This is a genomic window from Streptomyces sp. P1-3, assembly GCF_050613155.1.
In the GTDB taxonomy this organism is placed as follows: domain Bacteria; phylum Actinomycetota; class Actinomycetes; order Streptomycetales; family Streptomycetaceae; genus Streptomyces.
This window is the reverse complement of record NZ_CP192512.1, coordinates 5,270,192-5,291,219: the sequence shown is the minus strand read 5'-3', so window position 1 is coordinate 5,291,219 and position 21,028 is coordinate 5,270,192. Positions and strand designations below refer to the sequence as shown.

Below are 21,028 nucleotides of genomic sequence, written 5' to 3'. Positions count from 1 at the left end.
CCGGACCGCCTGGCAGACCACCGTCGCGACGACTTCTGAGGAACAGCATGACCAAGCACGGAGCACTCGGCGTAGCCGTCATCGGCACCGGCCGGATGGGCGCCGACCACGTACGCCGCATCGACGAGGTGATCAGCGGGGCACGGGTCGCCGCGGTGGTGGACATCGACGCGGAACGCGTGAAGTCGGTCGCGGAGGGCGTCGACGGCTGTAGGCCCTACACCGACCCGGCCGCCGCGATGGCCGACGCCGACGTGGACGCCGTACTGATCGCCAGCCCGGGGCCGGCGCACGAGGCGACGCTGCTGGAGGCGTTCCGGCACGATCTGCCGGTGCTGTGCGAGAAGCCGCTCACCCCGGACGCGGCGTCCGCGCTGCGGGTGCTGGAGGCCGAGCAGCGGCTGGGCCACCGGCGGGTCCAGGTCGGCTTCATGCGCCGGTACGACCCCGAGTTCGTCCGGCTCAAGGCGCTGCTGGCCGGCGGCGAGCTGGGCCGCCCGCTGATGCTGCACTGCCGCCACCGCAATGCCTCGGTGCCCTCGTTCTTCACCGAGCAGATGCTCATCAACGACTCCGTGGTGCACGAGATGGACCAGTCCCGCTGGCTGCTGGAGCAGGAGATCACGGCCGTGACGGTGCTGCGCCCGCGCCCCGGCGCACACGCCCCCGAGGGGATCAGCGACCCGCAACTGGTGCTCTTCGAGACCGACGGCGGCGCGCTGGTGGACGTCGAGATCTTCGCCACCTGCGGCTTCGGCTACCAGGTCCAGGCCGAGGCGGTCTGCGAACGGGGCACCGCGCGCGTCGGCGACGCCCACGGCATGCTCGTCAACCGCGCGGGCACCTGGGGCGGGGAGATCGCCCAGGACTTCGTGGCCCGCTTCGAGGAGGCGTACGACCGGCAGGTGCAGGCGTGGGTGGACGCCACCCGGCGCGGCACGGTCGAGGGCCCCAGCACATGGGACGGCTACGCCGCGGCGGCCGTCTGCGAGGCGGGCGTACGCGCCCAGGCCACCGGAGAGCGGGTGGCCGTGGAGCTCATCGAGCGCCCGGCCCTGTACCGCTGACGGGCGCGGCCCTCCAGCCCCCAGCGACAACTCCCCCACCACCTGTGACTGACGGGAAGTGACATGCGTATCGGATTTCTCGGCGCGGGCCGGATCGGCTCCTTCCACGCCGCGGCACTCGCGGAGGTGGACGGTGTCGGCCATGTGGTGATCGGCGACGTGGACAGCGGCCGGGCCGCGGAACTCGCCGCCCGGATCGACGAGCGGCGCGCGGGGCGCGGCGGCGCGCGTGCCACCGCCGCGGACTCGGTGAACGCCGTCTTCACGGCGGGGGTGGACGCCGTGGTGATCGCCACCGCCACCGCCTCGCACGCCGACCTGATCGCCCGTGCGGCGCGCGCCGGGCTGCCCGCCTACTGCGAGAAGCCCATCGCGCTGGACCTGGCGGGCACGGTGCGGGCGCTCGACGAGGTCGAGGCCGCGGGAACCCTCCTCCAGATGGGCTTTCAGCGCCGCTTCGACGCCGGGTACCTGGCGGCCCGCCAGGCGCTGCGGGACGGCCGTCTGGGACGGCTGCACACGATCCGGGCGGTCACCTCGGACCCCGCTCCCCCGCCGCCGGAGTTCCTGCCGCACTCGGGCGGCCTGATCCGGGACTGCCTGGTGCACGACTTCGACGCGGTGCGGTGGCTGACCGGCCGTGAGGTCCTGGAGGTCTTCGCGACCGGCGCGAACGGCGGCGCCGCCTTCTTCCGCGAGGCGGGCGACGTGGACACGGCCGCGGCGCTGCTGACCCTGGACGACGGCACCCTGGTCAGCGCGACCGCCACCCGCTACAACGGCGCCGGGTACGACGTGCGCATGGAGCTGTCCGGCGAGCGTGACCAGTTCGTGGTCGGGCTGGACGACCGCACGCCGTTCACCTCCGCCGAACCCGGGGGTCCCGCCGGCCCCGCCCGCCCCTGGACCGGCTTCCTGGAACGCTTCGAGGGCGCGTACCGGGCCGAGCTGGCGGCGTTCGTGGCCGCGGCGCGCGGCGACGCACCCAACCCCTGCTCCGGCCGACAGGCCCTGAACGCGCTGCTGGTGGCCGAAGCCTGTGAACTGTCCCGGCTGGAGCACCGCCCGGTGCGACTCGCCGAGATAGCCGAACAGATGGCCAAGCTGAAGCGCTGACCTGCCCGTTCCCGTCACGGCCGGCTCTTCCCGCACCGCCGGCCCACCATGAGGGTCCGTCACCGGGGCCTCACCGCCGTCACTCCGCCGTTACGGACGTCACGCTTACCCATGTCTTCGGTCACAAGCGAGCGACAGGCGTCGCCGCCTGATAACAGCCCGTCGTTATCGGGGCACAGGCTGAGTGATCAACAGCGGTCGCGCCGCAGTTCCCCGACGGCTCCGCCGGGCCGTCGCTGCGCCGTCTGCGGGAAGGCTCGAACGATGACCGACCGGAGGCTTTGGTCGTACAAGGAGATCGCCGCCCACATCGGTGTGCAGCCCGACACCGTCAGGTCCTATCGCAAGCACGGGCACCTGCCGCCCCCCGACCTCGTGGAGGGCGGCAAGCCCTTCTGGTCCGCGGAAACCATCCGGACCTGGGTGGCCCGCAGACCCGGCAACCGGTCCCGCGAGTGACGCGCCCGCCGCGCGCGGTGCGTCCGCCGCGCGCGGCTCGTGCACACCCCCACCTACGGAATACCCCCGAGGGGTATAGAGTTACGGCTACTGGAACGCCACGGGTCCGTGGACTCCAGCACGCCACCCATACCCAGACATACGGGAGAACGCCATGACCGCCGAGGGCAACATGACCACCGTGTACCAGGTCACCGGCATGACCTGCGGCCACTGCGAGGGCGCGGTCTCCGAGGAGATCTCCGCGATCGCCGGAGTCGGCTCGGTCAAGGCCGTCGCCGCCACCGGCCAGGTCACCGTCACCTCCGCCGCGCCGCTGGACGACGAGGCCGTCCGCGCCGCCGTCGACGAGGCGGGATACGAACTCGTCGGCCGGGCCTGACGCGCCCACCACAGAGATTCACCAAGTCCCCATAAGCCGCACAACACCCATACACAAGAGCCTCGATCTTCAGGTCGAGGCTCTTGCCCTTTTACGTGCCGATATGGCAAGAGACGCAGATCACATCCATCCGAACGTAACCCTTGAGGGGGGTCGGGAGTCTAACTCTGCGGTTGGCCCGTCTTGGGGGACGGTGCCAACTACGCGTGGCCGGGGCGACGTACCCGGGGAGCTTTGAGCGGCCCTCCCGTACGTACGCGTCCCGGCAGGTCGCGCACCCGTGGACCGCCACGGCCAGTGGACACCCGGCCGGATCCCGTGGGGGGAATCCGAACCGGGAACGGGGAGCGCCCCGCTCCGACCCGTGGGGGGATCGGCAGCGGGGCGTTTCTCTTCATGCGTGCGCCCCGCTCCGACCCTCCCCGCTACTGCGGGGGCCCAGGGATCGGCAGCGGGGCGCTTCTCTGTCCATAGCGCGCGTTCTCCGCGCGCAGGGGGCACTCCGTGTCGCGAAGGGCGCGCTCAGCGCTGCTCGACGGGGACGAAGTCGCGCTCGACGACACCCGTGTAGATCTGGCGCGGGCGGCCGATGCGGGAGCCCGGCTCCTTGATCATCTCGTGCCACTGGGCGATCCAGCCGGGGAGCCGGCCGAGCGCGAACAGCACGGTGAACATCTCGGTCGGGAAGCCCATCGCCCGGTAGATCAGGCCGGTGTAGAAGTCGACGTTCGGGTAGAGCTTGCGCTCCACGAAGTAGTCGTCGGCGAGCGCGTGCTCCTCCAGCTTGAGCGCGATGTCGAGAAGCTCGTCGCTCTTGCCGAGGGCCGAGAGGACATCGTGCGCCGCCGACTTGATGATCTTCGCGCGGGGGTCGAAGTTCTTGTAGACGCGGTGCCCGAAGCCCATGAGCTTCACGCCGTCTTCCTTGTTCTTCACCTTGCGGATGAAGGAGCCGACGTCGCTGCCGCTGGCCTGGATGCCCTCCAGCATCTCCAGCACGCTCTGGTTGGCGCCACCGTGCAGGGGGCCCCACAGGGCGCTGATACCGGCCGAGATGGACGCGAACATGTTCGCCTGCGAGGACCCGACCAGGCGGACGGTCGAGGTCGAGCAGTTCTGCTCGTGGTCGGCGTGCAGGATCAGCAGCTTGTCCAGCGCGCTGACCACGACCGGGTCCAGGTTGTACTCCGCGGCCGGCACCGAGAAGGTCATGCGGAGGAAGTTCTCCACGTACCCCAGGTCGTTGCGCGGGTAGACGATCGGGTGGCCGACCGACTTCTTGTACGCGTACGCCGCGATGGTCGGGAGCTTGGCGAGCAGCCGGACGGTCGAGAGGTGGCGCTGCTTCTCGTCGAACGGGTTGTGGCTGTCCTGGTAGAACGTCGACAGGGCGCTGACCACGGAGGACAGCATCGCCATCGGGTGGGCGTCACGCGGGAAGCCGTCGTAGAACCGCTTCACGTCCTCGTGCAGGAGCGTGTGCGTCGTGATCTCTTCACGGAAGGTGGAGAGCTGGTCGACCGTGGGCAGCTCGCCGTTGATCAGCAGGAACGCCGTCTCCAGGAAGGTGCTGCGCTCGGCGAGCTGCTCGATCGGGTAGCCGCGGTAGCGCAGGATGCCCTGCTCGCCGTCGAGGTAGGTGACCGCGGATTTATACGCCGCGGTGTTGCCGTATCCCGAGTCCAGGGTCACCAGACCGGTCTGGGCGCGGAGCTTGCCGATATCGAAGCCCTTGTCGCCGACGGTGCTGTCGACCACCGGGTACGCGTATTCGCCGTCCCCGTACCGCAGTACTACAGAGTTGTCACTCACGTCATCCCTCACCGACGTCTGGTTCTCTTCTTCGAGGTGCCCTGACACCCCCTACCTTCCCCCATTTGGACGATGAACGTGCACTCGGGGTCGGCCGAAGGGCCTATCTGCGGCACTCAGTGCCGCTGTCAAGGCCATCCTGCCCCCTTCGTCACTGTTCGGAAACCCTTCCGACACGGATGCCGCCGCCGATCCGGTGATCCAGCGCCGTGCAGCGCCTGCCCGCGGACACCGTGCGCACCGCTTGACCGAGCGCCCGCCGGGAGCCGACGAGCACGACGAGCCGCTTTGCCCGGGTCACGGCCGTATACAGCAGATTGCGCTGGAGCATCATCCAGGCACCGGTGGTCACCGGGATCACCACCGCCGGATACTCGCTGCCCTGGGAGCGATGGATCGTCACGGCGTAGGCGTGCGCCAGCTCGTCCAGCTCGTCGAAGTCGTACCCCACCTCCTCGTCCTCGTCGGTCAGCACGGTCAGCCGCTGCTCGTCGTTGTCGAGGTCCGTGACGACGCCGACCGTGCCGTTGAAGACGCCATTGGCGCCCTTTTCGTAGTTGTTCCTGATCTGCGTGACCTTGTCCCCTACGCGGAAGATCCGGCCGCCGAAGCGCCGCTCGGGCGCATCGGGGCGGGCGGGGGTGATGGCCTGCTGGAGCAGTCCGTTGAGGGTGCCCGCGCCCGCCAGCCCGCGGTGCATCGGGGCCAGCACCTGGACGTCCCGGCGCGGGTCGAGGCCGAACTTCGCCGGGATCCGGCGGGCCACCACGTCCACCGTGAGCCGCCCGGCCTCCTCGGTGTCCTCCTCCGCGAAGAGGAAGAAGTCCGCCATGCCCTGGGTGAGGGGCGCCACCCCGGAGTTGATGCGGTGGGCGTTGGTCACCACCCCGGACTGCTGGGCCTGCCGGAAGATCCGGGTCAGCCGCACCGCCGGCACCGGCCCGCCCTCCGCCAGCAGGTCCCGCAGCACCTCCCCCGCGCCCACCGACGGCAGCTGGTCCACATCGCCCACCAGCAGCAGGTGCGCACCCGGCGGGACCGCCTTGACCAGCTTGTTGGCGAGCAGCAGATCGAGCATCGACGCCTCGTCCACCACCACCAGATCGGCGTCCAGCGGGCGCTCCCTGTCGTACGCCGCGTCCCCGCCGGGCTTGAGCTCCAGCAGCCGGTGCACGGTGGAGGCGTCCGCTCCGGTCAGCTCGGAGAGCCGCTTGGCGGCCCGCCCGGTGGGGGCCGCCAGCACCACCTTGGCCTTCTTGGCGCGGGCGAGCTCCACCACGGACCGCACCGTAAAGGACTTGCCGCAGCCGGGGCCGCCGGTGAGCACCGCGACCTTCTCCGTGAGCGCGAGCTTGACCGCGTCCCGCTGCTCGGGGGCGAGGTCCGCGCCGGTGCGGACGGCGAGCCAGCTCAGCGCCTTGTCCCACGCCACGTCCTGGAAGACCGGCATCCGGTCCTCCGCGGTGCGCAGCAGCCGCAGCAGCTGCCCGGCGAGGGAGACCTCGGCGCGGTGGAACGGGACGAGATAGACGGCGGTGACGGGCTCCCCGCCGTCCCCTCCCGGCAGCGTCTCGCGGACCACGCCCTCGGGGTCCTGTGCCAGCTCACCGAGGCAGTCGATGACCAGCCCGGTGTCGACCTGGAGCAGTTTCACCGCGTCCGCGATCAGTTGCTCCTCGGGCAGATAGCAGTGGCCGCTGTCGGTCGACTGGGACAGCGCGTACTGCAAGCCGGCCTTGACCCGGTCGGGGCTGTCGTGCGGGATGCCCACCGACTGGGCGATCTTGTCGGCGGTGAGGAACCCGATGCCCCATACGTCGGCCGCCAGCCGGTACGGCTCGTTCCTGACCACCGAGATGGAGGCGTCACCGTACTTCTTGTAGATCCGCACCGCGATGGAGGTGGAGACGCCGACGCCCTGGAGGAAGACCATGACCTCCTTGATCGCCTTCTGCTCCTCCCACGCCGCGCCGATCATCTTGGTGCGCTTGGGGCCGAGCCCGGGAACCTCGACCAGCCGCTGCGGCTCGCGCTCGATCACATCGAGGGTGTCGACGCCGAAGTGCTCGGTGATCCGGTCCGCGATCCGCGGACCGATGCCCTTGATCAGCCCGGAGCCGAGATAGCGGCGGATGCCCTGGACGGTGGCGGGCAGCACGGTGGTGTAGTTCTCGACGGTGAACTGCTTGCCGTACTGCGGGTGGGAGCCCCAACGGCCCTCCATGCGCAACGACTCGCCCGGCTGCGCCCCGAGCAGCGAGCCCACGACGGTCAGCAGGTCGCCGGAGCCGCGGCCGGTGTCGACGCGCCCGACCGTATAGCCGTTCTCCTCATTGGCGTAGGTGATCCGCTCCAGGACCCCTTCCACCACCGCGAGTTTGAGCATGGTCCGACGGTACCGCCGGGCTACGACACCCGTCGGAGCCTGTGGACAACCCGCTCCGCGGCCACAGGCCACCGGATCACGATCGGGTCTCGGACCCCGGCCGGAGTCTTGCGCCCCGCTCATGTAATCGATTCCAATCAGCTCTCGGACAGCGCTGTAATCGATTCCACGAGGAGGTGGAACGCGGATGGCGAGCATCAAGGACGTGGCTCGGCATGCCGGGGTCTCCGTCGCGACGGTCTCCCGGGTGCTCAACGACAACCCGTCCGTCCGCGCGGACACCCGCGACCGGGTCCTGGCCGCCGTCGCCGGACTCGGCTACCGCCCCAACGCGGTGGCCCGCTCCCTGCGCACCGACCAGACCCGCACCCTCGGGCTCGTCATCAGCGACGTGCTCAACCCGTTCTTCACCGAGCTGGCCCGTTCCGTGGAGGACGAGGCCCGCGCGCTCGGCTACAGCGTGATCATCGGCAACGCCGACGAGCGGCCCGATCTCCAGGACCACCACGTACGCACCCTGCTGGACCGGCGGATCGACGGCCTGCTCGTCAGCCCCACCGACGGCGGCTCCCCGCTGATGCTGGACGCCGCCCGCGCGGGCACCCCCATGGTGTTCGTCGACCGCTGGATCGAGGGCGTGGACGTCCCGGTGGTCCGTACGGACGGCCGGGCGGCGGTCCACGACCTGGTCGCGCATCTGCACGCGCTCGGCCACCGGCGGCTGGCGATCATCGCGGGCCCGGCCGCCACCACCACCGGCCGCGAGCGCGTGGACGCCTTCCGGGCCGCGCTGCGGGAGTTCGGACTCGCGCTACCCGCCGAGTACATCGGCCAGGGCGACTTCAAGGCCGACAGCGGCCGCCGCGCCACGGCCCGGTTCCTCGACCTGCCGGAGCCGCCCGAGGCGGTCTTCGCGGCCGACAACCTCATGGCGCTCGGCGCCATGGACGAGATCCGGGCGCGCGGGCTGCGCGTGCCGGATGACGTGGCGCTCGCCGCGTTCGACGACATCGTCTGGTTCGTGCACACCGATCCGCCGATCACCGCCGTCGCCCAGCCGACCGGAGAGCTCGGCCGCGCCGCCGTACGGGCCCTGATCGACGTCGTCGAGGGGCGCCCGGCCGAGTCGGTCGCCCTGTCCGCCCGCCTCGTCCCACGCCGCTCGTGCGGCGAGTCCGCGGAAGGGAGCACGCGTTGAACACGAAGGACGCGTCGAGCACGGAAGTGCCGAGCGCAGAGGACAGGTCGAGCGCGGCGGCTCCGCGGCCGTCCGCCGCCCCCGAGCTGCTGCGCATGGAGGGCGTCCGCAAGGCCTTCCCCGGCGTCGTGGCCCTCGACGGCGTCGACTTCGAGCTGCGCGCCGGCGAGGTGCACGTGCTGCTCGGCGAGAACGGCGCCGGGAAGAGCACCCTGATCAAGATGCTCTCCGGGGCGCACCGCCCTGATGAGGGGCGCATCCTCGTCGACGGCACGCCCGTACGCATCCACAGCGCACAGGACGCCGAGCGGCTCGGGATCGCCACCATCTACCAGGAGTTCAACCTGGTCCCCGAGCTGAGCGTGGCCGAGAACATCTTCCTCGGCCGCCAGCCGCGCCGCTTCGGCCTGATCGACCACCGGCGGATGAACGCGGACGCCGCCGAGCTGCTCGCCCGCGTCGGGGTCGGCGTCGACCCGCGCACCCGCGTCCGTGAACTGGGCATCGCCCGGCTGCAGATGGTCGAGATCGCCAAGGCGCTCAGCCTGGACGCGCGTGTACTGATCATGGACGAGCCGACCGCCGTGCTCACCACCGATGAGACCGACCGGCTCTTTCGGATCGTCCGTACGCTGCGCGAAGGGGGTGTCGGCGTCGTCTTCATCACCCACCACCTGGAGGAGATCGCCGCCCTCGGCGACTGGGTCACCGTGCTGCGCGACGGCCGCAGCGTCGAGCAGGTGCCGGCCCACACCGACCAGGACGAGCTGGTACGGCTCATGGTCGGCCGGAGCATCGAGCAGCAGTACCCGCGCGAGCGCGGCGACGCCGCACCCGCCGACCGCCCGCTGCTCAAGGTCGCCGGGCTCACCCGCGACGGCGCCTTCCGCGACGTCTCCTTCGAGGTGCGCGCCGGGGAGGTCGTGGGCCTGGCCGGGCTCGTCGGCGCCGGACGCACCGAGGTCGTACGGGCCGTCTTCGGCGCCGATCCGTACGACTCCGGCACCGTCGAGGTCCGCGGGCGGGCGCTGCGGGGACATGACGTGGGCGCCGCGATGGACGCCGGGATCGGGCTCGTACCGGAGGACCGCAAGGGCCAGGGTCTGGTTCTCGACGCGTCGGTGGACGAGAACCTGGGTCTGGTCACCCTGCGCCGCGCCACCCGCGCCGGGCTGGTCGACCGGGCCGGGCAGCGCCGCGCGGCGGCGCGGGTCGCCGAGCGGCTCGCAGTCCGGATGGCCGGTCTCGACCAGCGCGTCGGCACCCTGTCCGGCGGCAACCAGCAGAAGGTCGTCATCGGCAAATGGCTGCTGGCGGACAGCAAGGTGCTGATCCTCGACGAGCCGACCCGCGGTATCGACGTGGGCGCGAAGGTCGAGATCTATCAGCTCGTCAACGAGCTCACCGCGTCGGGCCACGCGGTGCTGATGATCTCCAGCGACCTCCCCGAGGTGCTGGGCATGAGCGACCGGGTCCTGGTGATGGCGCAGGGCCGGATCGCCGGCGAGCTGAGCAGGCAGGAAGCGACCCAGGACGCCGTGATGGCCCTGGCCGTCAAGGATACGGAGGGCTCCCATGGCCACTGAGACGCTCGATACGGACGCGGCGACGGGGAGTCCGGCGCTCGCGATCCGCCGGCTGCTGCTGGACAACGGCGCGCTGACCGCCCTGGTGGGGCTGCTGCTGGCGATGTCGCTGCTGTCCGGCGACTTCCTCACCACCCAGAACCTGCTCAACGTCGGGGTGCAGGCGGCGGTCACCGCGATCCTCGCCTTCGGCGTCACCTTCGTCATCGTCTCGGCCGGGATCGACCTGTCGGTCGGCTCGGTGGCCGCGCTGTCGGCCACCGTGCTGGCCTGGACGGCGACCTCGCAGGGACTGCCGGTGTGGCTCGCGGTGCTGCTGGCCGTCGGCACCGGCCTTGCCTGCGGTCTGGTCAGCGGCGCGCTCGTGGCGTTCGGCAAACTGCCGCCGTTCATCGCCACGCTGGCGATGCTGTCGGTCGGCCGCGGCCTGTCCCTGGTCATCTCCCAGGGCAGCCCGATCGCGCTGCCCGACCCGATCGACTCGCTCGGTGAGACGCTCGGCGGCTGGCTGCCGGTGCCGGTGATCGTGATGGTGGTGGCGGGGCTGGTCACCGCCGGTGTGCTGGGCCGTACGTACATCGGCCGCGCCATGTACGCGATCGGCGGCAACGAGGAGGCCGCGCGGCTCTCCGGCATTCGCGTCAAGCGTCAGAAACTGGTCATCTACGCCCTGTCAGGCGCGTTCGCCGCGGTCGCGGGCATCGTGCTCGCCTCCCGGCTGTCCTCCGCCCAGCCCCAGGCCGCGACGGGGTACGAACTCGACGCGATCGCCGCGGTGGTCATCGGCGGCGCCAGTCTCTCCGGCGGGGTCGGCACGGCCTCCGGCACGCTGATCGGCGCGCTGATCCTCGCCGTGCTACGCAACGGCCTGAACCTGCTGGAGGTCTCGGCCTTCTGGCAGCAGGTGGTCATCGGCGTGGTCATCGCGCTGGCGGTGCTGCTGGACACGGCGCGCCGCCGTACCGGCTCCCGTCCCGCCGCGCCCGCCGGGGCGACCGGGCCCGGCGGCAAGGGGCCGTTCGGCGGGACGGTGCGGCTCGCGGTCGCCGGGGTGGCCGTGGCGGCGCTGCTGTTCGGAGCCTCGCTGTGGCACTCCGGATCATCCGGTTCCGGTACGAAGGTGGGCCTGTCCCTGTCCACCCTGAACAACCCCTTCTTCGTCCAGATGAAGCAGGGCGCGCAGGCGGAGGCCGAGGCGGCCGGGATCAGCCTGACCGTCACCGACGCCCAGAACGACGCGTCCCAGCAGGCCAACCAGTTGCAGAACTTCACCAGCCAGGGCGTGGAGTCCGTGATCGTCAACCCGGTGGACTCCGACGCCGCGGGCCCGTCGGTGAAGGCCGCCAACACCGCTGACATCCCCGTGGTCGCCGCCGACCGCGGCGTCAACAAGGCGGAGGTCGCCACCCTCGTGGTCTCCGACAACGTGGCGGGCGGCAGGCTCGCCGCAAAGACCCTGGCCGAGCGGCTCGGCGGCGAGGGCGAGATCCTGGTGCTCCAGGGCACGCCCGGCACATCGGCCTCGCGCGAGCGCGGCCAGGGCTTCGCCGAGGGGCTCAAGGCGTACCCGGGCATCAAGGTGGTCGCCAAGCAGCCGGCCGACTTCGACCGAGCCAAGGGGCTGGACGTGACGACGAACCTGCTGCAGGCGCACCGGGGAGTCGACGGGGTCTTCGCGGAGAACGACGAGATGGCACTCGGCGCGGTCAAGGCGCTCGGCTCCAAGGCGGGCAAGTCCGTGCAGGTGGTCGGGTTCGACGGCACGCCGGACGGGCTGAAGGCGGTCGAGGACGGCACGCTCGCCGCGACCGTCGCGCAGCGGCCGAGGGAACTGGGCAGGCTCGCCGTGCGGAACGCCGTGAAGCTCGCCAAGGGAGAGAAGGTCGACGCGACGGTCAAGGTGCCCGTCAAGGTCGTCACCGCGAAGTAGCCCGGCACCCGAAGCGGCCTGAGGTACAGGCGGCACGCACGTACACGACGAAAGGACGTTCAGGATGCACGACTACGACCTGCTGGTCGTAGGGTCGGCCAACGCCGACCTGGTGGTCGGTGTCGACCGCCGCCCGGCGGCGGGCGAGACGGTCCTCGGCTCCGATCTGGTGATCCACCCCGGCGGCAAGGGCGCCAACCAGGCGGTCGCCGCCGCCCGCCTCGGGGCCCGTACGGCGCTGCTCGCGCGGGTCGGCGACGACGCGTACGGCCGGATGCTGCTGGACGCGCAGCGCGCCGCCGGGGTCGACACCGTGGGAGTCCTGGTCGGCGGCGCCCCGACCGGGGTCGCGCTGATCACCGTGGATCCGTCCGGCGACAACAGCATCGTGGTGTCGCCCGGGGCCAACGCCCGGCTGGCGCCGGCGGACGTGCGGGCCGCGGGCAGCCTGCTGGCGGCCGCCCGCGTGGTCTCGCTGCAACTGGAGATCCCGCTGGAGACGGTGGGGGCGGTGGTACGGACGGTGGGCCCCGGCACCCGGGTGGTGCTCAATCCCTCGCCGCCGGCCCCGCTGCCCTCCGACGTGCTGTCCGCCTGCGATCCGTTGGTGGTCAACGAACACGAGGCGCGGGTGCTGCTGGCGGGCCATCCGGCGGGCCGGGAGGACGCGCCGGAGGTCTGGGCGTCGGCCCTGCTCTCGCGCGGCCCGCGGTCGGTGGTGGTGACCCTGGGGGCCGCGGGCGCGCTGGTCGCGGACCGGCACGGCACCGTACGGGTGGCCGGCCCGAAGGTGGCGGCCGTGGACACCACCGGGGCGGGCGACGCCTTCACCGGGGCGCTCGCCTACCGGCTGGGGGCGGGCGACGCGCTGGAGACCGCGGTGCGTTTCGCGGTGCGGGTGGGCGCGGCGGCCGTGACCCGGCCAGGGGCGCAGGAGTCGTTCCCGACCGCCGGGGAGGTGCCGGCGCCGTGAAGCGTCCGGCATCCTCAACCGGCGGCTGTGCGGCGCGCCGGCCCTGCTCGGGCACACCGACACGCTGATGGTGTTGCGGCCTGGCCTTTCAAAGCCCGCGACGTGCCGCGCCGAAGCCCGCAGACGTGCCGCACCGAAGTCGAAGTTTGAATATTTTACCGATTCGCAACGTCGGCTCCGGAAGGGGCGGAGGACGTTTCGAGGGGGCCCGGTCGGTGACCGGGCCCCCTTCTCTCCCCCGTGTTCCTCCCCCCAAGGCTTCCCCCGAAATCCCCCCGGATCTTCTCGCGGGGAAGCCTGATGCCGAGTACGACTCGCGTCGGGCCGGAAGGGTTGCACGGTTCCGCGGAGCTATCGACGTGTTGCGTGCTGTCACGCCAATTGGCCGCTCAGATACGCGTGGTGGTGGCCGGAAACCGTCTGTGACCTGGCCTTAGGGCCACCGGAGTGCGAACATTTTCATCAAATGGCGAGTTAAGTCGGCCCTCCTCGGGCCGTCCGTGCTCACCCCATCCTGTGTCCCGCTGTCAGGCGTCGGGCAGGCCCCCGCGCGTCCCCCCTGTTGGCGGCTGGAACGGGAGGATGACCGATGACAGCGATCGAGGAACGCACTACCCGCACCATCGCGCTGGACGACCCCGACGCCCAGCGGTCCGCATCCGCCGGCGCCAAAGCCGCCCATCTGGCGCGTGCCGCTCACGCCGGACTCCCCGTGCTGCCCGGTTTCGTCATTCCCTACGGTGCCGACGGCGATGCGCCGGCGGTACATCGGGCCTGGCGCGAGCTGTCCGCGGACAGTGCCCATGGCCTGGTCGTCCGCTCCTCCTCTGCGCACGAGGACACCCAGGACTCGTCCATGGCGGGGCAGTTCACCTCCGTACTGGACGTGCGCGGCTGGGAGGCGTTCCGTGCGGCTGTGAGGACCGTGCTCGGCTCGGCGCGGCGGTCCGGCGACGATCCGCCCGCCCCCATGGCCGTCCTCGTGCAGCGCATGCTGTCCGCCACCGCGGGCGGGGTGCTCTTCGGCGCCGACCCGGTCGAGGGCCGCGACGACCGGATGCTGGTCAGCGCGGTGCGGGGCGGCCCGGACACCCTGGTGAGCGGCGAGCAGTCGGGCACCAACTACCACCTGACGCGGCTCGGCCGCCTCCTGCGCACCGAACCGCCGGAGCCGGGCGCCGATCCGGTGCTCGGGCGCGGCGAGTTGCACCGGCTGGCCCGGCTGGCGCGGCAGGCCCGGCAGTTGTTCGGCGGCCCCCAGGACATCGAGTTCGCCTTCGACGGGGACGGGAAGCTGTGGCTGCTCCAGAGCCGCCCGATCACGGCGATGGCCGCGCGGCCGGCGCGCGGGGCGCGGCTGCTGGGCCCGGGCCCGGTCGCCGAGACCCTTCCGGACGCCCTGCAGCCGCTGGAGGAGGACCTGTGGGTGGTCCCGATGTCGCGCGGGCTCGCCGCCGCCCTGGACATCGGCGCGACGGTGCCCCGCCGCAGGCTGCGCGCGCTGCCGGTGGTCCGTACGGTCGGCGGGCGCGTCGCCGCCGACCTGGAGCTGCTCGGCGCGGTGCCGCCGCGGCACCGGTTCCTGCACCTGGTCAACCCGCTCCCCGGGGCGCGAAGGCTCGCGGCCGCCTGGCGGGTGGGCCGACTGCACGCGGTGCTGCCGCAGCTCGCGCTCGATCTGCTCGCCGACATCGACCGCAGGCTCACCGAGACGGGGCCGCCGCGTGAGCTGGACCGGACCGAGCTGATCGCGCTGCTGCGCTGGGGCCGTGCCGCCCTGGTGGCCCTGCACGCGCAGGAGGCGCTGGCGGGCGCGTTGCCGGACGACGCACACGGCGCCACCACGGCCGGCGTCGCGCTGGCCGCGCTCGCCGACGGCCGGGAGCGCGGCCTGACCGACGCGCAGATCATCGCCTCCTCCCCCGTCGTGCTCGCGCTCGTCCCGCCGAGCGTCACCGCACCGGCCCGGCTGCCGTCCGGCCCTGCCGCCATGACCGGCGGGTCCGGCAGATCCGGCGCGGGTGTGGCCTCGCTGCCCGTACGGGAGGCACTGCGGCTGCGTGTCCGCTGGGTGCACGAACTCCAGGCGCGGCTGGTACGGGAGACCGCCCGGCGGCTGGCGGCGCGCGGCGCGCTCGCCGACCCCGAACGCATCGCGCTGCTGCGCTGGCCCGAGCTGGTCACCGCGCTCCGGCACGGCCCGCTGCCCGGCGACCTCGGCGAGCGGCTGGCCCGTACGGCGAGCGCGCCGCTACCGGACGCGTTCCGGCTCGCGGACGGCGGCGTGGTCGTGCCCGAGCGACCCGCGCACCACCAGGTCGGGTCGGGTCAGGGCGTCTCCCCGGGCCGGGTGACCGGAACCGCCTGGGACGGCGACGGCACGCGGCCACCGGACGCGGTCCTCGTGGTACGGACCCTGGACCCGGCGCTGGCCCCGCTGCTGCCCGCGGTGACCGGGCTGGTGGCCCAGACCGGCAGTCCGCTGTCCCATCTGGCGGTGCTGGCCCGTGAGTTCCGGCTGCCCGCCGTGGTCGGGGTCGGCGAGGCGGTCCGGCGCTTCCCTCCCGGCGCCCGGCTCACTCTCGACGGCACCACCGGAGAGGTGTCCGCCGAGTCCGGCAGCGGCTGCCCGGGAGGTCAGGAGCGGGAGGTGGACCGATGAGACTCCTGATGAGACGCCTGGTGTATCTGTTCGGCGGGGCCGCGGCGGCCGGTGCGGCCTCGTACCTGGTCATCTACCTCTACCGCTGGCAGTGGCAGCGGGCCATCCTGTGCGGCGTCCTGCTGCTGGTCGTCGAGGTGCTGCTGTTCGGGCTGGCCGTCCTCGGCCGGATCTCCCGGCTGGAGGCGCGGATCGACAAGAGCCTGGCCTCCGACCGGCGGCGGGAGGCCGTCCTGGCCCGGCTGCGGCTGGAGGCACCGCCTGGGGGTACCGCCTGGACGGAGTCTGGGGGAGGTAGCTGGGGGACGGACGGGCTGGGGCCGCCTCCTGGGGGCATCTCCCGGACGGGGCCCGGAGGAGGCGGCTGGGGGGTCGCCGGGGCGGCGCGCGCCCGCTTCCGCTGGCTGGAGGACCCGGCCGATCCCGGGCTGAACCGCACCCACGTGTTCGTCCCGGTGCTGATGGTGACCGGCGTGCTGCTCTCCGGGCTGGCCTGGGTGGTGCAGAAGGTCGCGGAGTCCACGGTGCGGCCCGCCGCGGATCGGCGGCTGGCCGGGCGGCTGGCGCCTCTCGCCGCACCCCCCATGGGGGCGCTGGACGGCGGCGGGGCGGGTCGCGCGGGCGGCGGCCGGGGCGCGGACGGTCCAGACGGCCCGGACGGTCCGGATCTGGAGGACCTCCCACCCCTGGGACGGGGGCGCAGCCCGTGGTCGGTCGGGGCGATCGCGCTGACCGCGGTCGCGCTGCTGACGGCGGGCGTGGTGGGGATAGCCGATCTGACGCAGACCCGGGAGGAGCGGGCGAGCGACGCGGCCGCGACATCCGTGCTGGTCAAGGTGGTGTTGCGGGACGAGTCGGCGTCCTCGGACCGGGCGGATTTCGCCGCCCACCAGATCTGGGAGCACTGCCGCGGCTCCACCTCCGTACCGCTGCGCCACGCCACGCTGGGTGAGCTCGGCGACGGGATGTACGCGGGAGCGATCCACCCCGCGCTCACGCCGCACGACACGATGCGGCTGCGCGGATGCCTGGAGGACACAGCCGTGGACCGCGCGCACTTCCAGATCGTCGGCATCGGCGAGATGGATCCGGACGACGGCTGAGGCGGACGGCGGATCCGGGGGATCCGGGCGATCCGGGGACCAAGGGGATCAGGGGCTGACAGGGCGCTTCAGCTGGGGTTCAGGGTGCTTCAGCCAGGTTTCAGGGGGCATGCGGGAAGCTGCGAGCAAGACCCGGGAAGAACATCCCTGAGACGCACGTCACAGGCAGGAGTCCGATTTCCGGCTAATATGCCGGTTCTGTGCTGCGAATTTCGTGGCCGCCCTGTCCCCGAGCCCCCCGGGTCCTTCACTCAATGGCTGTCCTCACTCCGCTCCCCTCCCGCCCCAGCTCCCCGCTGTCCCCCGACGACACCGCGCCCGCTCCCGGCCCCTCCAAGGGCCGCAGGCGTGTCCGCCTGGCGCTGCGCGTCCTGGGCTTCACCGCGCTCGGCTACCTGGCGCTGTGGGCCACCGGCACGCTGGGCATCCTGGTGGCCTCGCAGTGGGTGCGCCACGAGACTCCGCCGCCGGCGGTCGCCGCATCCGTCCAGGGCATGAACCACTTCCAGCCGGTCGACAAGGACCAGAAGCTGTGGCGCGGGTCGGCGCCCTCCCCGGCCGGCTACCGCGAGCTGGCCGACAAGGGCATCACCACGGTCGTGGACCTCCGAGCCGAGGACCTGACCGCCCACCAGCTGGCCGGTCCGGAGCGCGCGGGCCTGAAGCACGTCCAGATGCCCATCCGCGACGGCCAGACGCCCACGCAGGCGCAGGTCGACCGGTTCCTCGAGGTCGTCCGGAACGCGGACGGGCCGGTGTACGTGCACTGCGGCGCCGGCGTGGGCCGTACGGGCTCGATGGCCGCGGCCTACCTGGTCCGCACGGGCGAGAAGTCCGGCTCCGAGGCCGTCCGCAGCAACCTCGCCGTCGGCCCGCCGTCGATCGAGCAGATCTACTACGCGTTCAACCTCGACAAGGACAAGGCCGAGCAGCCGCCGCTGCCGGTGCAGGCCGTCAGCCGTCTGGTCGACGCGCCGCGCCGGGTCATGTCGTACTTCTGACGGGCGGCCTCCCCGCCGGCCACCGGCGCCGACCACCGACGCCGACGCCGGGGCGGACGCCGACCACCGCGCTACCGGGCCCGCGTGCTGTCACAGCACGTGGGCCCGGTAGCGTTCCGCGACCTCCGCCAGCACCTCGGCACCGTCCCGGGCCCAGAGGGCGGGGTTGAAGATCTCCACCTCGGCCGGGCCGTCGTATCCGGCCGCCTCGACCTGTTCGCGGAACCAGCGCAGGTCCACCGTTCCGTCGCCGAGCTGGCCGCGCCCGAGCAGGACCCCCTCGGGCAGCGGCGTCACCCAGTCGGCGAGCTGGAACGCGGCGATCCGGTCGCCGGCGCCCGCCCGCGCGATCTGCCCCGCCACCGTGTCGTCCCACCACAGGTGGTACGTGTCCACCACGACGCCCACCTGGCCGGAGGGGAACCGCTCGGCGAGGGCGAGGGCCTGGGCGAGCGTGGAGACCACGCAGCGGTCGGCCGCGTACATCGGGTGCAACGGCTCGATGGCCAGCCGCACACCGCACCGCTCGGCGTACGGTCCCAACTCCCCCAGCGCGTCCGCGATCCGCTCCCGCGCGCCGCGCAGATCGCGGCTCCCGGCCGGGAGCCCGCCGGAGACCAGCACCAGCGTGCCGGTGCCCAGGGTCGCGGCCTCCTCGATCGCGGCACGGTTGTCGGCCAGCGCCCGGTCCCGTTCGGCGGGGTCGGAGGCGGTGAAGAAGCCGCCCCGGCACAGGCTGGTGACCGTCAGGCCCGCGTCCCGTACGAGCCGGGCCGCCGCCTCGACGCCGTACTCCCGCACCGGCGCCCGCCACAGTCCCACCCCGGGCACTCCGGCCCGTACGCAGCCCGCTACGAGCTCCGGCAACGACCACTGCCGGATGGTCTCCTGGTTGAGGCTCAGCCTGCCGAGGCCGTCCGCGGTGCCGCTCATGTGATGCCTCCGCGTACGGCGAGCAGCTGCCTCATCCGGGCCTCGGCGAGCGCCGGATCCGGGAACAGGCCGAGCCCGTCGGCCAGTTCGTACGCGCGGGCCAGGTGCGGCAGGGAGCGCGCGCCCTGAAGGCCGCCGATCATCGTGAAGTGGTCCTGGTGCCCGGCCAGCCAGGCCAGGAACACCACGCCCGTCTTGTAGTAGCGCGTCGGGGCCTGGAAGAGGTGGCGGGACAGTGCCACGGTCGGGTCGAGGAGGGCGCGGAACCCGGCCGTGTCGCCGGTGTCCAGAGTCCGTAGGGCGTCCGCCGCGAGCGGGCCGAGGGGATCGAAGACGCCGAGCAGGGCATGGCTGCAACCGCGCCCGTCACCCGCGATGAGTTCCGGATAGTGGAAGTCGTCTCCCGTATAGCAGCGCACTCCGTCGGGGAGTCGGCGGCGCAGCCCGATCTCGCGTCCCGCGTCGAGCAGTGAGATCTTGACGCCGTCGACCTTGTCGGGGTGTGCGGTGATCACCTCGAGGAAGGTGGCGGTGGCGGCGTCCAGGTCGGTGCCGCCCCAGTAGCCCGTGAGCGCCGGATCGAACATCGGCCCCAACCAGTGCAGGATGACCGGCTCACGCGCCTGCCGCAGAAGCGCGCCGTAGAGCTCGAGGTAGTCCTCTGGGCCCCGGGCGGCGGCGGCAAGCGCACGCGACGCCATGATGACGGCGGTCGCGCCTTCGTCCTCCACGAGAGCGAGTTGGGCCTCGTACGCCATCCGGACGTCGGCGAGTGCCGCGGCCCGGTCCCCGTCCCGGCGCCGGTCCGGGTGCGCCGGTAGCTGATCGGTGCCGACTCCGCAGACGAGCCGTCCGCCCATGGACCGAGCCTCGGCGGCGGAGCGGCGGATCAGTTCGGCCGCGCCCGCCCAGCCCAGGCCCATGCCGCGCTGCGCCGTGTCCATGGCCTCTGCCACCCCCAGGCCGTGCGACCACAGGTGGCGGCGGAAGGCGAGGGTGGCGTCCCAGTCGACGGCCGCGGGCCCGTCGGGCCCGGTGTCGGCGAACGGATCGGCCACCACGTGGGCGGCCGCGTAAGCCGTACGGGACAGCGGCGGAGCGCCGCCCTTGCTCTGCGTATGGGGCTCGGTTCGCGTGATCCGCACAGCGGGGTCGGTGCGCGGCCGGTACGGGCGCAACCCGCCGCCCGCGTCGGGAAGTCGAAGGGTCACAGCGTCAGCTCCGGTACGTCCAGGCGGCGGCCCTGCGCCGACGAGGCGAGGCCCAGTTCGGCCAGCTGCACCCCGCGGGCACCGGCCAGCAGATCCCGGTGCCATGGCTCGTCGAGTGCCACATGCCGCAAGAACGCCTCCCATTGGGCCCGGAAGCCGCCCACGAAGTCCTCGTTGTCCGGGACCTCCTGCCACCCGGCGCGGAGGTCCTCCGCCGCCGGAGCGTCCGGGTTCCACACCGGCCTGGGGGTGGCGGAGCGGTGCTGGACCCGGCAGCGGTGCAGGCCCGCCACGGCCGAGCCCTCGGTTCCGTCCACCTGGAACTCGACCAGTTCGGCACGGTGCGGGCGGACCGCCCAGGAGGAGTTGATCTGCGCGACGACACCGCCCGCCAGCTCGAAGACGCCGTACGCCGCGTCGTCCGCGGTGGCCTCGTACGGATCGCCGGACTCGTCCCAGCGGCGCGGGATGTGCGTGGTGACGTGCGCTTGAACGGTCCGCACGGGCCCGAACAGCTCGTGCAGGACGTACTCCCAGTGCGGGAACATGTCGGTGACGATGCCGCCGCCGTCCGCCGCGCGGTAGTTCCACGACGGCCGCTGGGCGGGCTGCCAGTCGCCTTCGAAGACCCAGTAGCCGAACTCGCCGCGCACCGAGAGGATCCGCCCGAAGAACCCGCCGTCGACGAGCCGCTTCAGCTTGCGCAGCCCCGGCAGGAAGAGCTTGTCCTGGACGACGCCGTGCCGGATCCCGGCGGCGTCGGCGAGCCGGGCCAGTTCCAGAGCCCCGGCGAGGCCGGAGGCGGTGGGCTTCTCGGTGTAGACGTGCTTGCCCGCCGCGATGGCCTGGCCGACGGACTCCTCGCGCGCGGAGGTGACCTGGGCGTCGAAGTAGATGTCGACGGCCGGGTCGGCGAGGACCGCGTCGAGGTCGGTGGAGACGTCCGCCACCGGGTCGAGCCCGTGCCGCTCGGCGATGGCCCGGAGAGCGTGCGCGCGGCGGCCGACGAGCAGCGGCTCCGGCCACAGCACGCGGCCGTCGCCGATGTCGACGCCGCCGCTCTCGCGGATGGCGAGAAGGGAGCCGACGAGGTGCTGGTGGTAGCCCATGCGGCCGGTCACGCCGTTCATGGCAATGCGCATTGCTGTGCGTGTCACTGGGGTCCTCTCCTCAGCGGCCAGGCAGATAGAAAGCGCTTTCTACGGATGG

16 protein-coding genes are annotated in these 21,028 nt (G+C 72.5%); 11 read left to right on the top strand and 5 right to left on the bottom strand.

Going from position 1 to position 21,028, the window contains the following annotated elements:
• Window positions 1–47: 47 nt before the first annotated feature.
• The 4 genes from ACQUSR_RS22380 to ACQUSR_RS22365 all read left to right on the top strand — a co-directional run bounded on the left by ACQUSR_RS22380 (window position 48) and on the right by ACQUSR_RS22365 (window position 3,024).
• Window positions 48–1,067, top strand: a complete 1,020-nt coding sequence (locus tag ACQUSR_RS22380) for a Gfo/Idh/MocA family protein (RefSeq protein WP_431044381.1) — start codon at window positions 48–50, stop codon at window positions 1,065–1,067.
• A 63-nt stretch (window positions 1,068–1,130) separates the two neighbouring features.
• A complete protein-coding gene (locus ACQUSR_RS22375; RefSeq protein ID WP_431044380.1) occupies window positions 1,131–2,183 on the top strand; it encodes a Gfo/Idh/MocA family protein in 1,053 nt (350 codons plus the stop codon).
• 264 nt (window positions 2,184–2,447) lie between these two features.
• Window positions 2,448–2,642 (top strand): helix-turn-helix transcriptional regulator, encoded by a 195-nt coding sequence (locus ACQUSR_RS22370; protein WP_431044379.1) that lies wholly within the window; start codon window positions 2,448–2,450, stop codon window positions 2,640–2,642.
• A gap of 154 nt (window positions 2,643–2,796) precedes the next feature.
• Window positions 2,797–3,024 (top strand): heavy-metal-associated domain-containing protein, encoded by a 228-nt coding sequence (locus ACQUSR_RS22365; protein ID WP_431044378.1) that lies wholly within the window; start codon window positions 2,797–2,799, stop codon window positions 3,022–3,024.
• Window positions 3,025–3,546: 522 nt separating this feature from the next.
• On the opposite strand, the gene ACQUSR_RS22360 is transcribed toward ACQUSR_RS22365, so the two are convergent.
• Together ACQUSR_RS22360 and recD2 are read right to left on the bottom strand one after the other, a co-directional pair.
• Entirely contained in the window at window positions 3,547–4,836 is a 1,290-nt protein-coding gene (locus tag ACQUSR_RS22360) for a citrate synthase (protein WP_431044377.1), read from the bottom strand.
• A 151-nt stretch (window positions 4,837–4,987) separates the two neighbouring features.
• Window positions 4,988–7,222, bottom strand: coding sequence for an SF1B family DNA helicase RecD2 (gene recD2 / locus ACQUSR_RS22355; RefSeq protein ID WP_431044376.1), 2,235 nt, complete (start codon window positions 7,220–7,222; stop codon window positions 4,988–4,990).
• Between the two features lie 187 nt (window positions 7,223–7,409).
• On the opposite strand from recD2, the gene ACQUSR_RS22350 reads away from it, so the two are divergent.
• From ACQUSR_RS22350 to ACQUSR_RS22320, 7 genes are all read left to right on the top strand, one after another.
• On the top strand, window positions 7,410–8,420 hold the full coding sequence (locus tag ACQUSR_RS22350) for a LacI family DNA-binding transcriptional regulator (RefSeq protein WP_431044375.1): 1,011 nt from the start codon (window positions 7,410–7,412) through the stop codon (window positions 8,418–8,420).
• A gap of 95 nt (window positions 8,421–8,515) precedes the next feature.
• Entirely contained in the window at window positions 8,516–10,006 is a 1,491-nt protein-coding gene (locus ACQUSR_RS22345; protein WP_431047773.1) for a sugar ABC transporter ATP-binding protein, read from the top strand.
• Entirely contained in the window at window positions 9,996–11,936 is a 1,941-nt protein-coding gene (locus ACQUSR_RS22340; RefSeq protein ID WP_431044374.1) for an ABC transporter permease/substrate-binding protein, read from the top strand. Before ACQUSR_RS22345 ends, ACQUSR_RS22340 begins: the two co-directional genes overlap by 11 nt.
• Before the next feature lie 64 nt (window positions 11,937–12,000).
• Window positions 12,001–12,909 (top strand): ribokinase, encoded by a 909-nt coding sequence (locus tag ACQUSR_RS22335; protein WP_431044373.1) that lies wholly within the window; start codon window positions 12,001–12,003, stop codon window positions 12,907–12,909.
• A 589-nt stretch (window positions 12,910–13,498) separates the two neighbouring features.
• Entirely contained in the window at window positions 13,499–15,571 is a 2,073-nt protein-coding gene (locus ACQUSR_RS22330; RefSeq protein ID WP_431044372.1) for a PEP/pyruvate-binding domain-containing protein, read from the top strand.
• An 8-nt stretch (window positions 15,572–15,579) separates the two neighbouring features.
• Entirely contained in the window at window positions 15,580–16,674 is a 1,095-nt protein-coding gene (locus ACQUSR_RS22325) for a hypothetical protein (RefSeq protein ID WP_431044371.1), read from the top strand.
• Between the two features lie 254 nt (window positions 16,675–16,928).
• A complete protein-coding gene (locus ACQUSR_RS22320; protein WP_431044370.1) occupies window positions 16,929–17,675 on the top strand; it encodes a fused DSP-PTPase phosphatase/NAD kinase-like protein in 747 nt (248 codons plus the stop codon).
• Window positions 17,676–17,765: 90 nt separating this feature from the next.
• On the opposite strand, the gene ACQUSR_RS22315 is transcribed toward ACQUSR_RS22320, so the two are convergent.
• Genes ACQUSR_RS22315 through ACQUSR_RS22305 form a run of 3 tightly spaced genes read right to left on the bottom strand, consistent with a single transcriptional unit; the run spans window position 17,766 to window position 20,976 of the window.
• Window positions 17,766–18,608 carry a sugar phosphate isomerase/epimerase family protein gene (locus tag ACQUSR_RS22315; RefSeq protein ID WP_431044369.1) on the bottom strand — a complete coding sequence of 281 codons (843 nt, stop codon included), beginning with the start codon at window positions 18,606–18,608 and terminating at the stop codon, window positions 17,766–17,768.
• On the bottom strand, window positions 18,605–19,819 hold the full coding sequence (locus ACQUSR_RS22310; protein WP_431044368.1) for a dihydrodipicolinate synthase family protein: 1,215 nt from the start codon (window positions 19,817–19,819) through the stop codon (window positions 18,605–18,607). The genes ACQUSR_RS22315 and ACQUSR_RS22310 overlap by 4 nt, the downstream gene beginning before the upstream one ends.
• Complete coding sequence (locus tag ACQUSR_RS22305) at window positions 19,816–20,976, bottom strand: Gfo/Idh/MocA family protein (protein WP_431044367.1); 1,161 nt, start codon at window positions 20,974–20,976, stop codon at window positions 19,816–19,818. Before ACQUSR_RS22305 ends, ACQUSR_RS22310 begins: the two co-directional genes overlap by 4 nt.
• Between the last annotated feature and the right edge of the window lie 52 nt (window positions 20,977–21,028).

Coding starts and splice junctions, on each gene's coding strand:
- ACQUSR_RS22380 (WP_431044381.1), top strand. CDS start 48: ATGACCAAGCACGGAGCACTCGGCGTAGCCGTCATCGGCACCGGCCGG.
- ACQUSR_RS22375 (WP_431044380.1), top strand. CDS start 1,131: ATGCGTATCGGATTTCTCGGCGCGGGCCGGATCGGCTCCTTCCACGCC.
- ACQUSR_RS22370 (WP_431044379.1), top strand. CDS start 2,448: ATGACCGACCGGAGGCTTTGGTCGTACAAGGAGATCGCCGCCCACATC.
- ACQUSR_RS22365 (WP_431044378.1), top strand. CDS start 2,797: ATGACCGCCGAGGGCAACATGACCACCGTGTACCAGGTCACCGGCATG.
- recD2 (WP_431044376.1), bottom strand. CDS start 7,222: ATGCTCAAACTCGCGGTGGTGGAAGGGGTCCTGGAGCGGATCACCTAC.
- ACQUSR_RS22350 (WP_431044375.1), top strand. CDS start 7,410: ATGGCGAGCATCAAGGACGTGGCTCGGCATGCCGGGGTCTCCGTCGCG.
- ACQUSR_RS22345 (WP_431047773.1), top strand. CDS start 8,516: ATGGAGGGCGTCCGCAAGGCCTTCCCCGGCGTCGTGGCCCTCGACGGC.
- ACQUSR_RS22340 (WP_431044374.1), top strand. CDS start 9,996: ATGGCCACTGAGACGCTCGATACGGACGCGGCGACGGGGAGTCCGGCG.
- ACQUSR_RS22335 (WP_431044373.1), top strand. CDS start 12,001: ATGCACGACTACGACCTGCTGGTCGTAGGGTCGGCCAACGCCGACCTG.
- ACQUSR_RS22330 (WP_431044372.1), top strand. CDS start 13,499: ATGACAGCGATCGAGGAACGCACTACCCGCACCATCGCGCTGGACGAC.
- ACQUSR_RS22325 (WP_431044371.1), top strand. CDS start 15,580: ATGAGACGCCTGGTGTATCTGTTCGGCGGGGCCGCGGCGGCCGGTGCG.
- ACQUSR_RS22320 (WP_431044370.1), top strand. CDS start 16,929: ATGGCTGTCCTCACTCCGCTCCCCTCCCGCCCCAGCTCCCCGCTGTCC.
- ACQUSR_RS22315 (WP_431044369.1), bottom strand. CDS start 18,608: ATGAGCGGCACCGCGGACGGCCTCGGCAGGCTGAGCCTCAACCAGGAG.